Origin of the sequence: Plantactinospora sp. ZYX-F-223, assembly GCF_039649625.1 — a bacterium.
Classification (GTDB): Bacteria; Actinomycetota; Actinomycetes; order Mycobacteriales; family Micromonosporaceae; genus Plantactinospora.
On record NZ_JBDJAV010000026.1, the window covers coordinates 122428 to 144776 of the forward strand.

Sequence of the window (22349 nt, forward strand, 5' to 3'; positions counted from 1 at the left end):
CGATGGTCAGCGCCGGGCCGGCTTCCGCCGAGCCGCCACCCTCGGCGTGGGCGCCACTGCGGGTGGCGACCTACCGCAGCCTCTGGGTGGCGATGCTGGTCGCCAACATCGGCACCTGGATGCAGACCGTCGGCGCCCAGTGGCTGCTGATCGACGAACGGAACGCCTCCACCCTGGTCTCCCTGGTGCAGACCGCCAGTACCCTGCCGATCCTGCTGCTCGCGCTGCCGGCCGGTGCCCTGGCCGACACCCTCGACCGGCGGCGGCTGCTGATCGCCGTGCAGTTCTTCATCGTCGCGGTGGGGGTGGCGCTGACCCTGCTCACCGCGACCGGGCGGATGCCACCGGCGCTGCTGCTCACCCTCACGTTCGCCTTCGGGGTCGGGCAGGCGCTCACCCTGCCGGCCTGGGCCGCGGTCATCCCCGACCTGGTGCCGCGCAACCTGTTGCAGTCCGCCTCCGGGCTCGGCTCGATCAGCGTGAACGTGGCCCGCTCGGTCGGCCCGGCGGTGGCCGGCCTGCTGATCGCCTGGACCGGCGTACCGCTGGTCTTCGCCCTCAACACCCTGGCCTTCCTCTTCTTCGCGCTCACCCTGATCCGCTGGCGGGCCGGGAATTCCCGCTCGGTCGAGGTGCCGGAACGGTTCACCGCGGCGCTCCGGGCCGGCGGCCGGTACGTCCGGCACTCGCCGATCGTGCAGCGGTTGCTGCTCCGGGCGCTGCTCTTCATCGTCCCCGGTAGCGCACTCTGGGCGCTGCTGCCGCTGATCGCCAACCAGCGGCTCGGGCTCGGCGCCGGCGGGTACGGCGTACTGCTGGCCGCGCTCGGCGTCGGGGCGGTGGCCGGCGGGCTGGTGCTGCCCTGGGTTCGGGCCAAGTTCTCGCCGAACCTCTTCCTGCTGGTCGCCGGGCTGACCTACGGGGCGGCCATGCTGGTGGTGGCGCTGGTTCCGATCGAGGCGGTCGTGCTGGTCGCGCTGGTGCCGGCCGGTCTGGCCTGGGTGACGGTGCTCTCCAACGTCAACGCCGAGATCCAGCTCTTCCTCCCCGGCTGGGTACGCGCCCGCGGTCTCGCCGTCTACCAGGTCGCCTTCGCCGGCGGACAGGCGATCGGCGCGCTGGTCTGGGGCGTCGTCGCCGACACGGCGAGCCTGGTCCTCGCGCACGTCGCCGCCGGGCTGCTGATGATCCTCGGCGCGCTGACCGTGAAGATGTGGCCGCTGCCGGACCTGCGCGCCGTGGAGCGGGACCCGGCGACGCACTGGCCCGACCTCGAACTGGTGCACGAGCCGGACCCGAGCGTCGGGCCGGTGATGGTGGTGCTGACGTACACGGTCCGGGAGGAGCAGCGGGAGCGGTTCGTCGCCGCCATGGAGGAGGTCCGGGCGGCCCGGCAGCGCACCGGCGCGTCGCGCTGGGGCCTGTTCCGGGAGGGCGAGTCGGCGGACCTCTTCGTGGAGGTCTACGAGCTGCCCTCCTGGGACGAGCACCTGCGCCAGCACGGCGGCCGGCTGACCAAGGCGGACCAGGCCGCCGAGCTGCGGGCGCTGGAACACGCCGAGGGGGTACCGCAGGTGAGCCACCTGCTGCCGGCCGAGGCCAACCCCTGACGCGTTCTCCCGCCGAAGCGGCGGCAGGGTGGGTCAGGACTCGACCGGTTCCCGGGGGCCGATCGGCTCGCGGACCAGCGCGCCGTCCACGTAGCAGTACTGCCAGTTCTCGCGGGGCTCGATCGAGCGGATCAGCGGATGCCCGGTCTCGGAGAAGTGCGCGGTCGCGTGCCGGCCCGGCGAGTCGTCGCAGCAGCCGACCGCGCCGCAGGTCAGGCACATCCGCAGGTGCACCCAGTCCTCGCCGGCGTCGGCGCACTCCCGGCAGATGTCTCCGTCGGTCTCGGTGATCTGGATCCGGTCCAGGTGCGTGCAGGCCGTGCTCATGGTCTCCTCGCGGACGTACCGCCAGCGGGACCGGAGGAGCTGGTCGGGGATGACCCGGGCCAGGTAGCGGGACTGCGCCGCGAACATCGGACTGAGCACCGCGAGGATCAGGACGTACAGCGCGACGAACGGTCCGATCCGGTCGTCGAGCCCGGCGCCCAGCGCCAGGGTGGCCAGGATCAGTGAGAACTCGCCCCGGCCCAGCACGGTCAGCCCGACGTTGGTCGCGCCGCGCTGGTTGAACCCGAAGAGCGAGCCGGTGATCAGGCCGGAGCCGATGTTCACCACGATCGTCACCGCGACCGCGATCGCCACCGGTACGGCCACCGAGCCGAACGCCCCGACGTCGATGCTCAACCCGAAGGCGACGAAGAAGACGGCGGCGAAGACGTCCCGCAGCGGCAGGACCAGCCGCTCCACCCGTTCCCGTACCGCGGTCCGGGCGACGACGAGGCCGATCATGAGCGCGCCGATCGCGTCGGAGACGCCGACCTCGGCCGACAGCCCGGCGACCAGCACCACCAGCCCGACCATCCCGATGGCGAGCAGCTCGTCCTCGTGGCTGCCGATCAGAGCGCCGACCGCCCGGGCGCCCCACCTCGCCACCGCCACCAGCAGCAGCAGGTAGCCGAAGCTCATCCCGATGTGCAGGGCGATCTCGCCCGGGGAGGAGGCGCCGGCCAGGATCGGGGAGAGCAGGGCCAGGTAGAAGGCGAGGAAGAGGTCCTCGATCACGATGATGCCGAGGATGATCGGCGTCTCGGCGTTGGCCAGCCGGCGCAGCTCGATGAGCAGCTTGGTGGCGATCGCCGAGGACGAGATGCCGAGCGCCCCGGCGATCACGAAGGCCTCGGGGGTGCCCCAACCGAGGGTGAAGCCGAGCGCGAGCCCGGCCCCGACGTTCAGCCCGATCGAGCAGCCGGCGGCGATGAAGAGGCGCTTTCCGCTGCCGAACACCTGCCGCACCGGGAACTCGACCCCGAGGTTGAACAGCAGCAGCACCAGGCCGATGGCGGCGAGCAGGGCGAGGTCCTCGGGATGCTCGATCAGCACCGGACCGGGGGTGGCCGGCCCGAGCAGGATCCCGGTCAGCATGAAGAACGGCACGCTGGGCAGGCCGACCCGGCGGCCCGCCCGGGCCAGCAGGCCGGCGACCAGCACGATCGCGCCGAACCCGATCAGATCGGCGTGCATGGGGTCTCCAATCGGGTGGCGTCGCGCCGGGCGGGGAACCCCGGTGACGTCAGGCGAAGGGCGGGCGAACGTCAGGCGAACGACGTCAGGCGAAGGGCGGGCGAACGTCGGGCGAAGGGCGTCAGGCGAAGGGCGGGCGGAGGGCGGCCGGGCGGCCGGGCGGCGTCAGGTGACGGGCGGGCGGCGGGCGGGCGGAGGACGTCAGGCGAAGAAGGTCCCGCCGAGTACGGCGCCGACCTTGCGGGACTGCTCCTCGGACAGTTCGACGACCGCGGTGGGCTCGTCGGAGCGGGAGGTGAAGACGTAGAGGTCGCGGGTGCCGTCCCGGCGTACCACGATCGAGACGCGGGTGCCGCCGTGCCCGAGATCGATGTCGTACCGCTTGCCGATGCCCGGCAGCTCCTGCACGTGTACGCCCTGCCCCATGACCTCTCCCCAGCCGAGTGGCCGCCCCCGCAGGTGGGCCGATGGTCGGCGACCGGCCGGTCGGGGGTGGTCCGTGCCGCCAGCCTACGTCTCCGATCGGCGGATCGCCGGCCCCGGGCACCCGGAGCTCGGTGACTTAGGCTAGCCTAAACTAATGGCGGAAAGTTCGAACGGGACCGGGGTCAGGTACGCCACCGTACTCCGCACGGCGTGGCTCACGCCGCACATGATCCGCGTGGTGCTCGGCGGGGACGGGCTGACCGGGTTCGTGGCCGACACCTACACCGACCACTACGTGAAGCTGATCTTCCCGCCGGCCGGCGTCGACTATCCGGTGCCGCTCGATCTCGACCTGGTCAAGCGCGAGCTGCCCCGCGACCAGTGGCCCCGGCTGCGCACCTACACCGTGCGGGCCTGGGACGCGGTGGCCCGGGAGCTGACCCTGGACTTCGTCTACCACGGCGACGAGGGGCTGGCTGGCCCGTGGGCCGCCGGCGCCCGGCCGGGGGACCAGGTGATGTTCCGGGGCCCCGGCGGCGGGTACGCCCCGGACCCGGCGGCCGACTGGCACCTGCTGGTCGGCGACGAGAGCGCCCTGCCGGCGATCGGTGCCGCGCTGGAGCGGCTGCCGCACGGCGTCCCGGCCCGGGTCTTCGTGGAGGTCTCCGGGCCGGACGAGGAGCAGCACCTGGTCACCAAGGCGTCCGCCGAGATTGTCTGGGTGCACCGTGCCGGCCGGGTCGTCGGCGACGCCCTGGTCGAGGCGGTACGCGCGGCCACCTTCCCGCCCGGCGAGGTGCACGCCTTCGTGCACGGCGAGGCGTACTTCGTCCGCGAGCTGCGCCGGATGCTCCGCGGTGAACTCCGGGTGCCGAAGGAGCGGCTCTCCATCTCCGGCTACTGGCGTCGAGGCGACGACGACGAGAGCTGGCGCTCCGCCAAGCCGGACTGGAACCGGCAGGTCGAAGCCGAGGAGTCGGCGACGGTCGGCTGAACCGCGAATCGCACCGCCACCCCCTTCGCCGGTCAGGTCGGCCCGGCAGGGCAGGATGTAGGCCGGAGGGGGTGAGGCGGTGGCCGGGCGGATCCGCGACGAGGACATCGCGCTGGTACGGGAGCGCACCTCGATCGCCGACATCATCTCCGAGACCGTCACGCTCAGGTCGGCCGGCGGCGGCAACCTCAAGGGACTCTGCCCGTTCCACGACGAGAAGACCCCGTCGTTCACCGTGGCCCCGGCCAGAGGCGTGTTCTTCTGCCACGGCTGCGGGGCCGGCGGCGACGCCATCAAGTTCCTGATGGACGCCGAACACCTGACCTTCGTCGAGTCCGTCGAACGCCTCGCCGACCGGGCCAACATCCAACTGCGCTACATCGAGGCCGGGCCCGCGCCGGTCCGGCCGCAGCAGGGGCAGAAGCAGCGCCTGGTCGCCGCGCACGCCGCCGCCGCCGAGTTCTACGCCGGCCAGCTCGGCACCGCCGGCGCCCGGCCGGCCCGGGAATTCCTGGCCCAGCGCGGCTTCGACCGTACGGCGGCCCAGACGTACGGCTGCGGCTTCGCCCCGGACGCCTGGGACCTGCTCACCAAGCACCTGCGGCAGAAGGGCTTCACCGGCCAGGAACTGGTTACCGCAGGGCTGGCCCGGGAGGCGCGCTCCGGCTCGCTGATCGACCGGTTCCGGCGCCGGCTGCTCTGGCCGATCAAGGACCTGACCGGCGACGTGATCGGCTTCGGTGCCCGCAAGCTCTTCTCCGATGACGACGGCCCGAAATACCTGAACACCCCCGAGACGCCGATCTACAAGAAGTCGCACGTGCTCTACGGCATCTCCCAGGCGAAACGGGAGATCGCCCGGCAGGGGCGGGCGGTGATCGTGGAGGGCTACACCGACGTGATGGCCTGCCACCTGGCCGGCGTACCGACGGCGGTGGCGACCTGCGGCACGGCGTTCGGCGCGGACCACATCTCGGTGCTCCGCCGGCTGCTGATGGACACCGACGCGGTGGCGGGCGAGATCATCTTCACCTTCGACGGCGACGCCGCCGGGCAGAAGGCGGCGCTGCGGGCCTTCGAGGACGACCAGCGGTTCGTCGGGCGTACCTTCATCGCGATCAGCCCGGACAACATGGATCCGTGCGAGCTGCGGCTGGCAAAGGGCGACCTGGCGGTGCGGGACCTGGTCGCCCGCCGCGAGCCGCTTGTCGACTTCGCGCTGCGCCAGGTGCTCAACCGGTACGACCTGGACACCGTCGACGGTCGGGTGGAGGCGATGCGCCGGGCGGCGCCGCTGGTGGCCAAGCTCAAGGACCGGGAGAAGCGCCCGGAGTACGTCCGCAAACTCGCCGGCGACCTCGGCATGGAGATCGAGCCGGTGCAGCGGGCCGTGCTGAACGCCGCCGCCCAGCAGGGGACCGGGCAGTCGCGCCGGGGCAACGGCGCCGGGCCGCCCCCGCCGCAGCGACCGGTTATCGAGCCGGTGCTGGACAACCCGCAGTCGCTGGTCGAGCGGGAGGCGCTCAAACTCGCCCTCCAGGTGCCGGTGCTGGCCGGTCCGATGTTCGACGCGCTCGCCGCGGAGGTCTACCTGCATCCCGTACACCGGGCGGTGCGGGCCGCGATCGAGGCGGCCGGCGGCGCGGCGGCGGCGACCACCGGCGCGGTCTGGATCGAGCGGGTCCGGGACGCCTGCGGCGATCTGGCCGCCGCGGCGCTGGTCGGCGAGCTGGCCGTGGAGCCCCTGCGGCTCGACACCGAGCCCGATCCCCGGTACGTCTCCATCACGCTGGCCCGGCTGGAGTGGGGCTCGGTGACCAGCCGGATCCGGGACCTGAAGTCGAAGGTGCAGCGGGTCAACCCGACCGCCAACAAGGACGAGTACTTCGCGCTCTTCGGGGAGCTGCTCTCGCTGGAGCAGCACGCGCGAGCCCTGCGCGAGCAGGCGATGGGGGGTCTGTAGCCGGTGGAGGCGTTCAACCTGTTCCGTCGAGGCCGGAAGCTGCCCGCCGACCAGCGGCCCGCGCTGGAGTCCGGTGAGCGGGTGCTGGACTGGGCCCGGGTGGCCGACGGCGAGGAGATCGTGGTGGTCACCGACCGTGGGCTCTGGCTGCCGGGTGACGCCGCCCGGCTGGGCTGGCACGACGTGCACAAGGCGGTCTGGTCGGGTCGGGACCTGGCGGTCACCCCGGCCGAACTGGTCGAGGAGCGGGCCGACTACCGGGTGGTGGCGGACGGGACGGTACGGACGTACCTGCTGCTCGATCCGGGTGACGTGCCGCACCAGGTGCGGGCCCGGGTGACCCGGTCGGTGGCGTACACGGCACACCACCGGCTGCCCGACGGAGGTCTGCGAATCGCGGCCCGGCAGGTACGCGGCGTCGACGGCCTGACCTGGACGGTCCGCTACGACCCCGGTACGCCGGTCGACGACCCCGCCGTGCTGGCCGAGACCGACCGGCTGGTGGCGGCGGCCCGGTCCGGCACCGACCCGGACCTCTGAGCCGCCCGCCCGTCCGACCATCGCCGTACCGGCCGTGGAGCGGGCCGGCTGTCGAGCGGGCCGGCTGTCGAGCAGGCTGAGCGCCGTCGGTAATCCGACCCGGGGCGGGTCCGGGGCGGGCCCGGGCTGGTGGACGGCTGGCGGATGGGCTGACCTGGGCGGTGCCGAGGCGGAAACTCGGTGGGACGTGTCGGACCCGGCGGTTATGGTCGAGCCCGTGGCTAAGGACGGGGTTCTCATCCAGGCGCGAGGGCTGGTCAAGCGGTTCGGGGATTTCACCGCCGTCGATGGGATCGACGTCGACGTGCGGGCGGGGGAGGCGTTCGGTTTCCTCGGGCCCAACGGTGCCGGCAAGAGTTCGACCATGCGCATGGTCGGCTGTGTCTCGCCGCCCACCGGCGGCGAGTTGCAGATCATGGGAATGGATCCCCGGCGGGACGGGCCGGCGATCCGGGCCCGGCTCGGCGTCTGCCCGCAGTTGGACAACCTCGACCCCGAGCTGACCGTCCGGGAAAACCTGACCACCTATGCGCGCTACTTCGGCATCCCGCGCCGGGTGGCCCGGGAGCGCGCCGCCGAGCTGCTCGACTTCGTGCAGCTCGCCGAGCGGGCGGGCAGCAAGGTGGAGCCGCTCTCCGGCGGCATGAAGCGCCGGTTGACCATCGCCCGCGCGCTGGTCAACGAGCCCGACATCGTGCTGCTCGACGAGCCGACCACCGGGCTGGACCCGCAGGCCCGGCACCTGGTCTGGGAGCGGCTGTTCCGGCTCAAACAGCAGGGGGTCACGCTGGTGCTGACCACCCACTACATGGACGAGGCCGAGCAGCTCTGCGACCGGCTGGTGGTGATGGACGGCGGCCGGATCGTCGCCGAGGGCTCGCCGCGCGCGCTGATCGAGCGCTACTCGACCCGCGAGGTGGTCGAGCTGCGCTTTGCCGGCGAGACTCAGGAAGCCTTCGCGGGCAAGCTGGACGGGCTCGCGGAGCGGATCGAGGTGCTGCCGGACCGGATCCTGCTCTACGTCACCGACGGCGACAGTGCGGTGGCCGAGGTGCACGCCCGGGCGCTGACCCCGGCCAGCGTGCTGGTCCGGCGCAGCAGCCTGGAGGACGTCTTCCTGCATCTCACCGGCCGGACGCTGGTGGACTGAGATGGCGCTTCTGGAGTCCACGGCGGCCACCCACCCCCGGGCCGGGCTGGTCGGGCGGTTCCCCGCGCTGGCCGTGCTCGAATACAACCTCGTCGCCTACCGCCGCACCTGGCGGGCCGGCGTCTTCTCGTCGTTCCTGCTGCCGCTGCTCACCATGGTCGGCTTCGGGGTGGGCGTCGGGGCGTACGTCGACGCCCCGGTGGCCGGGGTGCCATACCTGGACTTCCTCGTGCCGGGGTTGATCGCCTCGACGGCGCTCCAGGTCGCGATCGGCGAGTCGACCTGGCCGGTGCTCGGCAACTTCGAGTGGATCAAGATCTACTTCGCGCAGGCGGCGACGCCGCTGCGGGTCGCCGACATCCTCGGCGGGCAGCTCGGCTTCGTACTGTTCCGGGTGCTGACCAGCAGCCTCGCCTTCCTGCTCGTGGCGGCGGCGTTCGGTGCGCTGCACTCGCCGTGGGCGCTGGCCACGTTGCCGCTGGTGGCGCTGATCGGGGCGGCGGTGGCCGCGCCGGTCTTCGCCTACAGCTCCTCGGTGCGCAGCGACAGCTATCTGGCGCTGCTGTTCCGGTTCGCGGTGATCCCGATGACCCTCTTCGCCGGAGTGTTCTTCCCGGTCGAGTCGCTGCCGGTGGTGCTGCGCTGGCTGGCGTACGCGTCGCCGCTCTGGCACGGCGTGGACCTGTGCCGGGCCGCCACCCTCGGTGTCGCGCCGGCCTGGTCGGTCCCGGGGCACCTGCTCTACCTCGCCGCCTGGGCCGCCGTCGGCTGGTGGCTGGCGCACTCGGCGTTCCGCCGCCGGCTGGTGGTCTGAGCCGCGCTGGCGGCCGGCCCCGCGTTCCCGCCCGATTCGACCAGAAGAGAGAGGCTTCCGTGGTCAGCATCGTCCTGCCTCGGCTGATCAGTTTCGAGGGCGCACCCCGCCGCGCGGCCTCGGTGGCCGAGCGCAACGTCGCGGCGTTGAAGTCCGCGTACTGGGTGGTGCTGATCTCGGGCTTCTTCGAGCCGTTGCTCTATCTGCTCTCCATCGGCGTCGGGGTGGGGGAGCTGGTCGGCGACCTGACGCTGCCGACCGGCACCGTGGTGTCGTACGCGGCGTTCGTGGCACCGGCGATGCTGGCCGCCTCGGCGATGAGCGGGGCACTGGCCGAAACGACGTTCAATTTCTTCGGCAAGATGAAGTACATGAAGCTGTACGACGGGATCCTCGCCACCCCGGTGCAGCCGTTCGAGATCGCCCTCGGCGAGCTGGGCTGGGCGATGCTGCGGGGCAGTCTCTACTCGGCGGCGTTCCTGGCCGTGATGGTGGGGCTGGACCTGACCAGCGGGATACGCGCGCTGATCGCCTTTCCGGCCGCCGTACTGGTCGGATTCGCGTTCGGCGCGCTGGGCATGGCGCTCTCCACCTTCATGCGCAGTTGGCAGGACTTCGACCTGATGGGCTCGGCCCAGTTCGCCCTCTTCCTCTTCTCCGGGACGTTCGTGCCGGCCGAGGCGTACCCGTCGGCGCTGCGCTGGGTGGTCGAGGTGACGCCGCTCTACCGGGCGGTGCACCTGGTCCGGGGCATCACCGTGGAGGGCGGCGGCTGGGGCGAACTTCTCGACGTCGTCTACCTGCTCGCGCTGACCACGCTCGGCCTGGTCGTCGCCGGCCGCCGGATGGGCCGACTGCTCTGCAAGTGAGGCCGGACGTGCCCGGACAGGTTCGCCGGCCCGGCCCTGGCCGTTGGACCGACGCGACCGCCTCGGATGACTACTTTAAGTAGTTAGCCGGTAGCGCCGGTTGGAACGCGTCGCCCGGCGGCGCCGTGGCGAGGAGGGCGGCATGACTGGCAAACAGACGTCCACGTCGCCGGGGCGACTGCCCCGCAGTGCCTGGGTCGGAGTGCTGCGCCGGACCCTGCGGGAGGCGCAGGCGGACAACGTCACGGACTGGGCGGCGGCGCTGACCTACTACGGTGTGCTGTCGCTCTTCCCGGCCCTGCTGGTGCTGGTGGCGGTGCTGGGGCTGCTCGGCGACGCGGCGGTGCGCGGGGTGCAGAACGTGGTCCGGGACGTCGTGCCCGCACCGTCCGCGCGGGACATCCTGCTCACCGGGATCACCCAGGTGCAGGGCAGCACCGGGACGGCGAGCCTGGTCGCGGTGCTCGGCATCCTCGGCGCGTTCTGGACGGCCTCCGGCTACATCGGCGCCTTCAGCCGGGCCGCCAACGCGATCTACGACGTGCCGGAGGGGCGGCCGCTCACCCGGACCCTGCTGCTCCGGATCGGCCTGACCGCCCTGATCGGGCTGCTGGTGTTGATCAGCCTGGTGCTCCTGGTGTTCAGCGGGCGGCTCTCCGCCCAGGTGGGCCGGCGGCTGGGGGTCGGCGAGGCCGGAGTGACGGCGTGGGACATCGGCAAGTGGCCGGTACTGGTGCTGCTGGTCAGCCTGATCTTCGCGGTGCTCTACTGGGCGGCGCCCAACGCGCGCCAGCGGTTCCGGTGGATCAGTCCCGGTGGCATCTTCGCCGTGCTGGTCTGGGCCGTCGTCTCCGCCGGGTTCGCGCTCTACGTCAGCTACTTCGCCTCGTACAACCGGACGTACGGCTCGCTGGCCGGGGTGATCGTCTTCCTCGTCTGGCTCTGGCTCTCCAACGTCGCCGTCCTGCTCGGCGCCGAGTTGAGCGCGGAACTGGAGCGAGAGCGGACGATCCGGATGGGTGGGCCGGCGGACCGGGAGCCGTACGTCTCGCTCCGCGACGACCGCAAGCTCAGGAAACGGGATCGCGACTGAGCAGCCCGGGACCGCTCCGAGCGAGCCACGCCCTTTCCTAGATCAACAACTAACTTTCGTCCGTTAGGACAAAAGTTAGTGTTATCTTGGATGAAGCTCTAGACATCCCCTCCGGAAGGCTCTTACTGTGTCGAGCACAACGCGCTGGCGTTGCGTCGACGTGAACCGATGCCTGACGGAGGTGAGTCCCTGTGCGCACCCCGGAAGCGCTGCATCTGCGGCTGCTGAGGCTGTTGCGCGACGAGGGTGCGGTGTCCCGGGCCGAACTGGCGGACCGGTTGCAGATTCCTCGGCCGCGCCTGCTCGCCGAGCTGGAGCGGCTGGTCGGCCTCGGTTACGTGGCGGAGGCCGGACTCGCCGCCTCCCGGGGCGGGCGCCGTTCCACGCTGGTCGAACTCAGCCCCGACCTGCGGTTCGCCGCCGTCGACCTGGGCGCCAGCTCGATCGACGTCGAGGTGGTCAACGGCCGGCTCGAACCCGTCGCCGCGTACGCCGAGACGACGGACATCCGCTCCGGCCCCAAGGTGATACTGCAACGGGTGCACGAACTGCTGCACAAGGCGAAGGTCGACGGGGCGTACGAGCGGCTGCACGCCGTCGGCATCGGCGTACCGGGGCCGGTGAGCTTCCGGGACGGCGTACCGGTCTCGCCGCCGATCATGCCCGGCTGGGACCGCTTCCCCGTCCGTGAGCTGCTGACCCGCGAGCACGGCTGCCCGGCGGTGGTGGACAACGACGTCAACATCATGGCGATCGGCGAGCGGCACGGCGGGGTGGCGCACTCGGTCGACGACTTCCTGTTCGTCAAGATCGGCACCGGCATCGGCTGCGGCATCTACCTCTCCGGCGAGGTCTACCGGGGCACCGACGGCTGTGCCGGCGACATCGGGCACATCCAGGTCGACTCGCACGGCCCGATGTGCTCGTGTGGCAACATCGGCTGCCTGGAGGCGCTGTTCAGCGGCGCCGCGCTGGCCAAGGAGGCCACCGTGGCGGCCCGCAGCGGCGCGTCACCGGCGCTGGCCGAGCGGCTCGCCGCCACCGGTACGGTCACCGCGCTCGACGTCGCCGAGGGCGCCATCGAGGGGGACGTGACCTGCATCCGGCTGATCCGCGACGGCGGACGGCGGGTCGGTGGCGTACTGGCCGGCCTGGTCAGCTTCGCCAACCCGTCGATGATCGTCATCGGCGGCGGGCTGGCCCAGCTCGGCCACATCCTGCTGGCGGAGATCCGCAGCGTGGTCTACCGGCGCTCGCTGCCGCTGGCCACCGGCAACCTGCCGGTGGTGCTCTCCGAACTCGGTCCCCGGGCCGGCGTCACCGGCGCCGCCGTGCTCGCCACCGACGTCGCGTTCGCGGAGGCGTCATGACCGAGCGGAGCGAGAGCCTCGGCCGGCCCGGTCGGCCGGGTCGTGACGTTGACGAGGGCAGCGTGGAGGCGGCATGACCGAACACGACGAGCGGACCGGCGCCGACGAGAGCGCCCCGGCCACCGTGGAGAGCCCGAACGGGACCGGCCCGGTCGGCGACCCGCCGCCGCTGGTGACCCCGCCCGCCGACACGGTGCCCGGTGAGGTCGTGCTCCGGCTCACCGACGTGGTGAAGACCTTCCCCGGGGTACGCGCCCTGGACGGGGTGCAGTTGGAGGTACGGGCCGGCGAGGTGCACTGCCTGCTCGGCCAGAACGGCGCCGGAAAGTCGACGCTGATCAAGGTGCTCTCCGGCGCGCACCAGCCCGACTCCGGGCAGGTGGAGTGGCTCGGCGAGCCGGTCTCGTTCGGCAACCCGCAGGCCGCGATGAAGGCCGGCATCGCCACCATCTACCAGGAACTCGACCTGGTCGAGGACCTGTCGGTGGCCGAGAACGCCTTCCTCGGGCACGAGCCCCGCCAGCTCGGCTTCGTCCGGCGCGGCTACATGGCCCGGCAGACCCGGGAGATCCTGGCCCGGCTCGGGCACCCGGAGATCCCGCCCCGCCGGATGGTCCGCTCGCTGCCGTCCGCCGGCAAGCAGATCGTCAGCATGGCCCGGGCACTCTCGCACGAGGCGCGACTGATCATCATGGACGAGCCGAGCGCGGTACTGGCGCACGACGAGGTCGGCAACCTGTTCCGGATCATCCGGGAGCTGACCGCGCAGGGGATCGCGGTCATCTACATCTCGCACCGGATGGAGGAGATCCGCGAGATCGGCGACCGGGTCACCGTACTCAAGGACGGCCGGACCACCGCGGCGAACCTGCCGGCCCGGTCCACCCCGACCCGCGACCTGGTCAGCCGGATGACCGGCCGGACCATCGAGTACGTCTTCCCGGACCGCCCGGCCGCCGCGCCGGCCGCTGAGGAACTGCTCCAGGTGCGGCAGCTCGCCCGGGAGGGGGAGTTCGCTGACGTGTCGCTGACCGTCCGGGCCGGTGAGATCGTCGGCATCGCCGGTCTGGTCGGCTCGGGCCGCTCCGAGCTGCTGGAGACCATCTTCGGTGCCCGCCGAGCCACCTCCGGCACGGTCTCGATGGCTGGCCGGCCGGTCCGGCCGGGCAGTGTCGGCGCCGCTGTCCGGGCCGGGATGGGGATGGCCCCGGAGGAGCGCAAGAGCCAGGCGCTGCTGCTCGGCGAACCGATCTACCGCAACGTCACGCTGGCCACCTTCACCCGCTGGGCGCGGCTGGGCTTCACCGACGCGCGGCGGGAGCGGGCCGAGGCGAACGAGGTCGCCGACCGGCTGGAACTGCGGCCCCGGGACGTCCGGCGGCCGGTCCGGACGCTCTCCGGCGGCAACCAGCAGAAGGTCGTGGTCGGCCGCTGGCTGCTCGGCGACACGAAACTGCTGCTGCTGGACGAGCCGACCCGGGGCGTCGACGTCGGCGCCCGAGCCGAGCTCTACCAGGTGATCCGGGCGCTGGCCGCCCGGGGAGTGGGCGTACTGCTGGTCTCCAGCGAGGTGCCGGAGGTGCTCGGCCTGGCCGACCGCGTCCTGGTGATGCGGGAGGGCCGGGTGGTGCACGAGGCCCCGGCCGGAGAACTCGACGAAGACACCGTGCTCGACCTCGTGATGGCGGGGTCGCTGATGGAGGGGGCGCCAGCGTGACCGAACGTACCGAGACCGCCGCGCCGGCGGGGGCGGCGCCGCCCGCCGACGGGCCGTCGCCGGTGTCGCCGGCGCCGGCCGGAGCGCCGGCGCATCAGGGTGCCGGTGCGCCCGCGAACGGAAACGGCCGGTGGAGCGGCGACGCGGGCGAGTCGTTCCGGCGCAACCTGGGCCTGGTCGGGGTACTGGTGGTGCTGATCATCATCGGCATCGTCACCCGCCCCGACCTGTACGGCGACCCGTCCTGGGTGCGGGCGAACATCTTCTCGATCCTCACCCTGGCCTCGGTGGTCGGCGTGGTGACGGTGGGCATGACCTTCGTGATCATCGGCGGTGGGATCGACCTCTCGGTCGGCGCGATCGTGGCGCTGGCCGGAGTCTGGAGCACCACGGTGGCGACCCAGAGCTACGGCGCCGGAGGGATGATCTTCACCGCGATCGTGGTGGCGGTCTGCGTCGGGCTGGTCAACGGACTGCTGATCTCGTACGGCCGGCTGGTGCCGTTCATCGCCACCCTGGCCATGCTGGTCGCCGCCCGGGGTCTCGCCGCCGAGATCTCCGACAAGCAGACCCAGGTCTCCAACAACGCGACCATCAACGGCATCGCGAGTACCGACTTCCTGGGCATCCCGGTGCTGGTCTACATCCTCGCCGCGGTGGTGGCGGCCGGCTGGGTACTGCTCAACCGCACCACCTTCGGCCGGCGTACGGTCGCGGTCGGCGGCAACCCGGAGGCGGCCCGGCTGGCCGGCATCAACGTACGCCGGCACAGCATGCTGCTCTACGCGCTCTCCGGCCTCTGCTGCGGAATCGCCGCGATCATGCTCACCGCGCAGGCCAACTCCGCGCAGGCGGCGATGGCGAACCTCTACGAACTCGACGCGATCGCCGCGGCGATCATCGGTGGCACGCTGCTCAGCGGCGGCCGGGGCACCATCGTCGGCTCCCTGCTCGGCGTGATCATCTTCGCCACCATCACCAACCTGTTCGCGATCAACGGCCTCTCCACCGAGGCGCAGAACATGGTCAAGGGCGGCATCATCGTCGCCGCCGTGCTGGTCCAGCAGTTCCGGTTCAAGTCGGTCACCCAGCTCCTCGCCCGAAACAAGCTCAGCTCGACGAATTGACGCACCGCAGCAATCCGGTGGCGCCCGCCCGCCGGTGGCCGACCCCGGCCACCGGCCGGTGGACTCCACCCACCTCACCCCACCCGAAGTCGAAATAACCAGGAGGTCGTCATGACCCAGCACGATCCGCTCCGGCCGGTGCGCGACCTGTCCCGCCGCCGGCTGCTGCTCGGCGGGGCGGCGGTGGGCGCCGGCGCCCTGCTCACCGCCTGCACCAGCAATGACACCGGCTCCGGTTCCGGCGGGAACGAGCAGGTCAAGGAGGCGGACAACGCGGCCAACCCGAACAGCGCCCCGGGCCAGCGGGTCGTCATCGGCTTCTCCGCCCCGGCCGCCGACCACGGCTGGCTCGCCGCCATCACCAAGAACGCCGAGGCGCAGGCGAAGGTCTACTCGGACGTGGAGTTCAAGACGGTGGCCGCCGGTGCGGACGCCGCCGCCCAGCGGGCCGCCCTCTCCACGCTGATCTCGCAGAAGCCGAACGTGATCGTCATGCTGCCGCACGACGGCAAGGAGCTGAACGCGTCCGGGCTGGAGGCGATGAAGGCCGGCATCCCGGTGGTCAACCTGGACCGGGCGTTCCCGGACGCGCTGGCGTACCGGCTCCAGATCAAGGGCGACAACTACGGCATGGGCGTGGCGGCGGGCCGCTACATCGGCGAGCAGATGAAGGCCAAGGGGATCGCCAACCCGATCATCGGCGAGATCGCCGGCATGGACGAGCTGGAGCTGACCAAGGAGCGGTCCGCCGGCTTCGCCGCCGAACTGGCCGTCTACGGCTTCAAGGTGGCCAACCGGCGCGCCGCCCGGTTCACCGCCGACACCGGCCAGAGCGAAGCCTCGCAGCTGCTCCAGGCGTTGCCCAAGATGGACGCGCTGTGGAACCACGACGACGACCAGGGCATCGGGGTACTGGCCGCGATCAAGCAGGCCAACCGCTCCGAGTTCATCATGGTCGGCGGCGCCGGCTCCAAGGCCGCCATCGACGCGATCGCGGCCGACAACAGCGTCCTGAAGGCAACCGTCACCTACAGCCCGTCGATGGCCTCGTCGGCGATCTCGCTGGCCCGGCTCATCGGCCAGGGCAAGGGCATGTCCGACCTGGTCGAGCTGCAGGTGCCGAAGGAGATCACCTTGGCCTCCGAGACGATCACGAAAGAGAACGCGAGCCAGTACGGCAAGCTCGGGTTCTGACACACCGGGGGGAGACCCACCTTGTCCACGAATGAGAAAGAACTGCGGGTCGGCATGGTCGGCTACGCGTTCATGGGCGCCGCGCACTCGCAGGCGTGGCGCACCGTGAACCGCGTCTTCGACCTGCCGGTACGAGCCCGGATGGCCCTGATCTGCGGCCGGGACGAGTCCAAGGTCGCCGACGCGGCCGGCCGGCTCGGCTGGGAGGGCCACACCACCGACTGGCGCGAGCTGATCGCCCGGGACGACATCGACATCGTCGACGTCTGTACGCCCGGCGACAGCCACGCCGAGATCACCATCGCGGCCCTGGAGGCGGGCAAGCACGTACTGTGCGAGAAGCCGCTGGCCAACACGGTCGAGGAGGCTCGGGCCATGGTCGCCGCGGCGGCCAAGGCCCAGACGGTGGGCGTACGGGCCATGTGCGGGTTCAACTACCGCCGGGTTCCCGCGGTCAGCCTGATGCGGGAGCTGGTCGCCTCCGGCCGGCTCGGCGTGATCCGGCACGTCCGCGCGGTCTACCTGCAGGACTGGATCACCGACCCGCAGTTCCCGCTGGTCTGGCGGCTGCAGAAGGACAAGGCCGGGTCCGGTGCGCTCGGCGACATCGGGGCGCACATCATCGACCTGACCCAGTTCGTCACCGGTCAGCGGATCACCGGGGTCAGCGCGATCACCGAGACCTTCGTCAAGGAGCGTCCGTTGCCCGCCGAGTCGAGCGGGCTGGCCGCCTCGGCCGACGGTGCCGGGGCCGCGATGGGCCAGGTCACCGTCGACGACGCGGCGGTCTTCGTGGCCCGGCTCGACGGCGGCGGGCTCGCCACCTACGAGGCGACGCGGTTCGCCACCGGCCGGCGCAACGCGCTGCGGGTCGAGATCAACGGCTCGCTCGGCTCGGTGGCGTTCGACCTCGAACGCCTCAACGAGCTGGAGTTCTACGACGCCTCCGAGCCCGGGGCCGAGCAGGGCTTCCGGCGGATCCTGGTGACCGAGGGCGACCACCCGTACATGGCGGCCTGGTGGCCGCCGGGGCACATCATCGGGTACGAGCACTCGTTCACGCACGAGCTGCGGGACTTCCTCGCGGCGATCGCCACCGGATCGGACCCGACTCCGTCGTTCACCGACGCGCTCCAGGTCCAGCTCGTGCTGGACGCGGTGGCGCGCTCGGCGGGGCTGGGCTCGTCCTGGACCGAGGTGGAGCCGGTACCCGCCCCGGTCACCGCGTAACCGTGCACACCGGCGTACCCCGGCTGCCCGCCGCCACGGCGCGCAGCCGGCACCGCCGGAGGTAGTTGTCCACCCGTCGGGTGGCCCGGCCCGGGCTCGGGCCGGCTGACCCGACCCGAGAAGCTTTCCGGAACGGCCGGCGAGGGTCCGGTCGCGGTTGCGCCCCGCGACCGGATGGAGGTCGATCCGGAAGGAGTGCGCACGCGCACGGCGGAGCCCGCTCCGGCCGGGTCGTGCGACAGGTGACACGGCCGTCCGGTGCGGCCGGACCGGGATTCCCCGGCCGCACCGGGCGCCGGAACCGCACCGGCCGACCCCCGGCCGGTGGTACCGCCCCGGTCCGACGTCCCGGACCGGACCCGAAACCGCGACCAGGTCCGGGCCACCCGGCCCGACCGGATCGCCCGACGACTTCACCCCGGCCCTCCACAGTGAACCTTCGCCAACCTCCGTTAGCGGTCCGGCGGACCGCAAGGTCGGACGCGGTGCGTGAGCGCCGCGGGGTTCAGGTGGAAAAGTTCGGTGGCCGGCGGTGCACAACTCCACAGGGAACCGCGACCGGAGCCGGCAACCCCCGCCGCCCGGTCGCCCTGGATCGGGGGAGGCAGGACCGCGACGCCGACCGGCCCTGCCTACCAAGCCCCGTCCGCCCGCACGGTCACGGACCCGAGCAGTGTCGTTGCCGCCGACTCCGGCGCTGCCGCACGGGATGTTCCACCGCGACGGTCGGGCGGGCGGGGCGCTTTTCTCAGCTAAGAGGCAAGATGTCCCGATAGGCGGACTCGGCGAGTCGATCCGGCATATGGCCCGGTTTCGTCGTACACCCCCGGTCGGCCCACGGCCGTGCCGGCACCGGAGGGAGGAGCACTGATGCGTACGGGTGTCTGGCTGGTTGGCGGCCGTGGTTCGGTCGCGGTGACCAGCACGGTCGGGGCGTTGGCCCTGCGGGCCGGGCTCGCCGAGCCGACGGGCTGCGTGACCGAGTTGCCGGCCCTGCGTACCCCCGCCCTGCCGGCCCTGGCCGACCTGGTCTTCGGTGGGCACGACACCGCCACCACCCCGCTGGTGAAGAAGGCCGAGGCGCTGGCCGAGGCGGGCGTGCTGCCGGCCCGGCTGGTGGCGGCGCTGGCCGAGGAACTCGGCACGGTCGAGGCCGAACTGCGCCCGGCGCCGACCGGCGGCCCGCAGGCGGCCGTGGTCGAGGCGATCGCCGCCGACCTGACCGGATTCCGCGAACGGCACCGGCTGGACCGGGTGGTGGTGGTCAACGTCTCCTCGACCGAGCCGGCCCCCGACCCGCACCCGGCGTACGCCGGGCTCGCCGAACTGGACGCCGCGCTCGCCGAGGGCAGCCCGCTACCGGCCAGCTCCGCGTACGCCTACGCCGCCTTCACCGCCGGGTGCTCCTATGTGGACTTCACGCCGTCCACCGGTGCCCGGCTGCCCGCGCTGGCCGAACTCGCGCAGCGGGCCGGCCTGCCGTACGCCGGGCACGACGGCAAGACCGGTGAGACGCTGGTGAAGTCGGTGCTCGCGCCGATGTTCGCCATGCGGCACCTGCGGGTACGGAGCTGGTCCGGCACCAACCTGCTCGGTGGCGGCGACGGCGCCAACCTGGCCGAGCCGGCGGCGAACGCGGCCAAGTCCGCCAGCAAGCAGCGGGTACTCGGTGAGACCCTGGGCTACGTCCCGCAGGGCAACACCCGGATCGAGTACGTCGACGACATCGGCGACTTCAAGACCGCCTGGGACCTGATCACCTTTTCCGGCTTCCTCGGCACCCCGATGCGGATGGAGTTCACCTGGCACGGCTGCGACTCGTCGCTCGCCGCACCGCTGGTGCTCGACCTGGCCCGGCTGACCGCCGCCGCGCACCGGGCCGGCCGGACCGGCCCACTGACCGAGCTGGCGTTCTTCTTCAAGGATCCGCTCGGCGAGGTGCCGCACGCCCTCGCCGAACAGTGGGCCACGCTGCGCGCCTTCGTCCGCGAGCTGGCCGCCGAGCCGACCTCGGGAGGCGCGGATGCCGTCACTGCGTGACCTGGCCGAGCTGGTCCGGGCGCCGGCCGCGCTCTCCGTACCCGGGGACGTGGTGGCCGGGGCGGCCGCCGCCGAGGCGCTGGACCGCCGGGTACCGGGGCTGGCCGGGGCGTCGGTGCTGCTCTACTGGGCCGGGATGGCCGCCAACGACTGGGCGGACCGCGAACTCGACGCGCGGGAGCGTCCGGAGCGGCCGATCCCGAGCGGACGGGTGTCGCCGGGACTCGCCCTCGGCGTCTCGGCCGGGCTCACCGCCGCCGGGATCGGGCTCGCCGGGCTGGCCGGCGGTCGCCGGGCGCTGGCCGTGGCGGTGCCGCTGGCCGGGGCGGTCTGGGCGTACGACCTGCGGGCCAAGAACACTCCGGCCGGGCCGGCGGTGATGGCCGCCTGCCGGGGGCTGGACGTGCTGCTCGGCGCCAGCGGGGGCCGGGTCGTCCGGGCGGTGCCGGCGGCGCTGACGGTGGCCGCGCACACGTACACGGTCACCGAACTCTCCCGGCGGGAGGTCTCCGGGGCGCCCCGGGCGCTGCCGGCGGCGACCCTGGCCGGTACCGCCGCGGTTGCCGCCGCTGCGGTCGCCCGGCACCGGCCCGCCGACACCGCCGAGCCGGCCCGCCGCCCCGGCTGGCAGACCCTGGTCCCGGCCGCCCTCGCCGGCTGGTACGGCCTCCAGTACGGCACCGCGCAGGCCCGGGTGGCGGCCGACCCGCAGGCGTCCCGGGTCCGGGCCGCGGTCGGCGCCGGCATCACCGGCCTGCCCGCCCTACAGGGCGCGCTGGTCGCCCGGGCCGGCGCGGCGCTGCTCGGCGTCGCGGTGGCCGCCGCCGCCCCGATCGGTCGCCGTCTCGCCCGACTGGTGTCCCCGACATGAGCGCCGCTGCACCGGGCCAGCGGTCGCGGGCTCGCCCGAACGGTGTCGTCGAGGTGACCGCTGCGGGCTCCGCCCTGCCCGGGCTGCGGTTCGGGTACGGGACCAACGGCTTCGCCAACCACCGGCTGGACGACGCGCTGCGGGTGATCGCCGACCTCGGCTACCGGGGCGTGGCGCTGACCCTCGACCACGACCACCTCGATCCGTTCGGCCCGGACCTCGCGACCCGGGTGGCGGCGGTCGGCCGGAGCCTCGCCGCGCACGGCCTCGGGGTGGTGATCGAGACCGGGGCACGCTACCTGCTGGACCCCTGGCACAAGCACGCGCCGACGCTGCTGCACGACGACAACGCGCTGCGGGTCGAGTTCCTCCGCCGGGCCGTCGCGATCGGGGCCGACCTGGGCGCCGAGGCGGTCTCCTTCTGGTCCGGGGTACGCCCGGCCAACGTCGACCCGGCGACCGCCTGGGACCGGCTGGTCGCCGGCTGTGCCGAACTGGTCGAGGTCGCCGACGCCGCCAGGACGCCGCTCGGCTTCGAGCCGGAGCCGGGCATGCTGGTGGCCGGGATCGCCGACTGGTGGCGGCTGCGGGACGCCCTGGGCGCCCCGCCGGGCTTCGGTATCACCCTCGACATCGGGCACTGCCGGTGCCTGGAGCCGCAGCCGGTGCCCGACTGCGTCGCGCAGGTGGCTCCGCACCTGGTCAACGTGCAGATCGACGACATGCGCCGGGGCGTGCACGAGCACCTGGAGTTCGGCACCGGCGAGATCGACTTTCCGCCCGTACTGCGGGCCCTGGCCGAGGCCGGTTACGCCGGGCTGGTCGCCGTCGAGCTGCCCCGGCACTCGCACGCGGCCCCCTCGGTGGCGGCGCACTCGATCGACTTCCTCCGCACCGCCGCCGCCGAGGCCGGGCTCACCGAGGCGCGGACCGGCGCCGTGCCGGAGCGGGGGCGGTGACCGGCACACCGGATTGACGACGTACCACCACCGGGGGGACCGCGACCACCATCCACACCGGAAAGACTGGGGAGGACCGGATGGAACCGGAACCGGAACTGGAACGACTGCGGGCGGCGCTGCTGGCCGTACCCGATGGGCGGCCGCCCGACCGGGACTGGCTGGCCGAGGCGTTACGCCGGGTCGGGGCCGAACCGGCCGCGATCGGCCGGCTCTTCGCGGCGGCCGGCCGCAGGTGTGGCCGGGCACCCCTGCCCGACCTGCCAGAGTGGACCGCCGACGACGCGGCCCGGGTGCTGCTGCTGGCCGCGCTGCCCCCGACCGAGCTGCCCGGTCAGGTCGAGACCCGCTACCGGCACGGCGACGCGGCCGAGAAGCGGGCGGTGCTCCGGGCGCTGCCGCTGTTGCCGGTCGGCGACGCCGGGGTCCCGCTGCTGCACGACGCGATCCGCACCAACGACACCCGGCTGGTCGCCGCCGCCCTCGGCCGGTACGCGGACCGGCTCGACCAGGCCGCCTGGCGGCAGGCGGTGCTCAAGTGCGTCTTCACCGGGATCCCGCTGGCCGCCGTGCACGGGCTCGATGAGCGGGCCGACGCCGAGCTGGCCGCCATGCTGGCCGGCTTCGCCGACGAGCGCCGGGCGGCCGGCCGGGACATGCCGGCGGACGCTACCGCGCTGCTGGATCGACTGAGCACGCTCGACCGGTCGGGGACCCCGACCCGGCCGGGCGCGGAGGAGGCGTGTTAGCGCTTCCCCACGGCCGTAAGCCGGGGGATTTCTGGCTCAGACCGCACCCGACCGACCTCCCGGGAAGGAGTTGATCGCGTGTCTCACGTCGTCGGCGCCAGCACGGTCACGC

The 22349-nt window shown here is 72.7% G+C and carries 19 protein-coding genes; 17 read left to right on the top strand and 2 right to left on the bottom strand.

Annotation, left to right across the window (positions count from 1 at the left end):
• The first annotated feature begins 2 nt into the window (after positions 1-2).
• The gene (locus tag AAH979_RS25525) at positions 3-1610 is read left to right on the top strand and encodes an MFS transporter (protein WP_346260651.1); all 1608 of its coding nucleotides are present in this window, start codon (positions 3-5) and stop codon (positions 1608-1610) included.
• A gap of 33 nt (positions 1611-1643) precedes the next feature.
• On the opposite strand, the gene AAH979_RS25530 is transcribed toward AAH979_RS25525, so the two are convergent.
• Positions 1644-3131, bottom strand: a complete 1488-nt coding sequence (locus tag AAH979_RS25530; RefSeq protein ID WP_346260652.1) for a cation:proton antiporter — start codon at positions 3129-3131, stop codon at positions 1644-1646.
• A 201-nt stretch (positions 3132-3332) separates the two neighbouring features.
• On the bottom strand, positions 3333-3557 hold the full coding sequence (locus tag AAH979_RS25535; RefSeq protein ID WP_331211013.1) for a potassium transporter TrkA: 225 nt from the start codon (positions 3555-3557) through the stop codon (positions 3333-3335).
• Positions 3558-3711: 154 nt separating this feature from the next.
• Between AAH979_RS25535 and AAH979_RS25540 the strand changes: the two genes are divergently transcribed.
• The 16 genes from AAH979_RS25540 to AAH979_RS25615 all read left to right on the top strand — a co-directional run bounded on the left by AAH979_RS25540 (position 3712) and on the right by AAH979_RS25615 (position 22237).
• Positions 3712-4551 carry a siderophore-interacting protein gene (locus AAH979_RS25540; protein WP_346260653.1) on the top strand — a complete coding sequence of 280 codons (840 nt, stop codon included), beginning with the start codon at positions 3712-3714 and terminating at the stop codon, positions 4549-4551.
• 79 nt (positions 4552-4630) lie between these two features.
• Positions 4631-6514: a DNA primase gene (gene dnaG / locus AAH979_RS25545; protein WP_346260654.1), complete on the top strand. Its 1884-nt coding sequence runs from the start codon at positions 4631-4633 to the stop codon at positions 6512-6514.
• A gap of 3 nt (positions 6515-6517) precedes the next feature.
• The gene (locus AAH979_RS25550; RefSeq protein WP_346260655.1) at positions 6518-7054 is read left to right on the top strand and encodes a hypothetical protein; all 537 of its coding nucleotides are present in this window, start codon (positions 6518-6520) and stop codon (positions 7052-7054) included.
• A 217-nt stretch (positions 7055-7271) separates the two neighbouring features.
• Complete coding sequence (locus AAH979_RS25555) at positions 7272-8204, top strand: ABC transporter ATP-binding protein (protein ID WP_346260656.1); 933 nt, start codon at positions 7272-7274, stop codon at positions 8202-8204.
• Between the two features lies 1 nt (position 8205).
• A complete protein-coding gene (locus AAH979_RS25560) occupies positions 8206-9018 on the top strand; it encodes an ABC transporter permease (RefSeq protein ID WP_346260657.1) in 813 nt (270 codons plus the stop codon).
• Between the two features lie 59 nt (positions 9019-9077).
• Complete coding sequence (locus AAH979_RS25565; RefSeq protein ID WP_346260658.1) at positions 9078-9887, top strand: ABC transporter permease; 810 nt, start codon at positions 9078-9080, stop codon at positions 9885-9887.
• A gap of 142 nt (positions 9888-10029) precedes the next feature.
• Positions 10030-10980 carry a YihY/virulence factor BrkB family protein gene (locus tag AAH979_RS25570; RefSeq protein ID WP_346260659.1) on the top strand — a complete coding sequence of 317 codons (951 nt, stop codon included), beginning with the start codon at positions 10030-10032 and terminating at the stop codon, positions 10978-10980.
• 191 nt (positions 10981-11171) lie between these two features.
• On the top strand, positions 11172-12350 hold the full coding sequence (locus AAH979_RS25575; protein ID WP_346260660.1) for an ROK family transcriptional regulator: 1179 nt from the start codon (positions 11172-11174) through the stop codon (positions 12348-12350).
• 73 nt (positions 12351-12423) lie between these two features.
• Complete coding sequence (locus tag AAH979_RS25580; protein ID WP_346260661.1) at positions 12424-14067, top strand: sugar ABC transporter ATP-binding protein; 1644 nt, start codon at positions 12424-12426, stop codon at positions 14065-14067.
• Positions 14064-15194 (top strand): ABC transporter permease, encoded by a 1131-nt coding sequence (locus AAH979_RS25585; protein WP_346260662.1) that lies wholly within the window; start codon positions 14064-14066, stop codon positions 15192-15194. The genes AAH979_RS25580 and AAH979_RS25585 overlap by 4 nt, the downstream gene beginning before the upstream one ends.
• A gap of 111 nt (positions 15195-15305) precedes the next feature.
• Positions 15306-16388 carry a substrate-binding domain-containing protein gene (locus AAH979_RS25590; RefSeq protein WP_346260663.1) on the top strand — a complete coding sequence of 361 codons (1083 nt, stop codon included), beginning with the start codon at positions 15306-15308 and terminating at the stop codon, positions 16386-16388.
• A 21-nt stretch (positions 16389-16409) separates the two neighbouring features.
• Entirely contained in the window at positions 16410-17618 is a 1209-nt protein-coding gene (locus tag AAH979_RS25595; RefSeq protein WP_346260664.1) for a Gfo/Idh/MocA family oxidoreductase, read from the top strand.
• Positions 17619-18488: 870 nt separating this feature from the next.
• A complete protein-coding gene (locus tag AAH979_RS25600; protein ID WP_346260665.1) occupies positions 18489-19658 on the top strand; it encodes an inositol-3-phosphate synthase in 1170 nt (389 codons plus the stop codon).
• Complete coding sequence (locus tag AAH979_RS25605; RefSeq protein ID WP_346260666.1) at positions 19642-20529, top strand: SCO3242 family prenyltransferase; 888 nt, start codon at positions 19642-19644, stop codon at positions 20527-20529. Before AAH979_RS25600 ends, AAH979_RS25605 begins: the two co-directional genes overlap by 17 nt.
• Positions 20530-20582: 53 nt before the next feature.
• On the top strand, positions 20583-21488 hold the full coding sequence (locus AAH979_RS25610; RefSeq protein WP_346260667.1) for a sugar phosphate isomerase/epimerase family protein: 906 nt from the start codon (positions 20583-20585) through the stop codon (positions 21486-21488).
• Between the two features lie 80 nt (positions 21489-21568).
• Positions 21569-22237, top strand: a complete 669-nt coding sequence (locus AAH979_RS25615) for an EboA domain-containing protein (RefSeq protein WP_346260668.1) — start codon at positions 21569-21571, stop codon at positions 22235-22237.
• Positions 22238-22349: the final 112 nt, after the last annotated feature.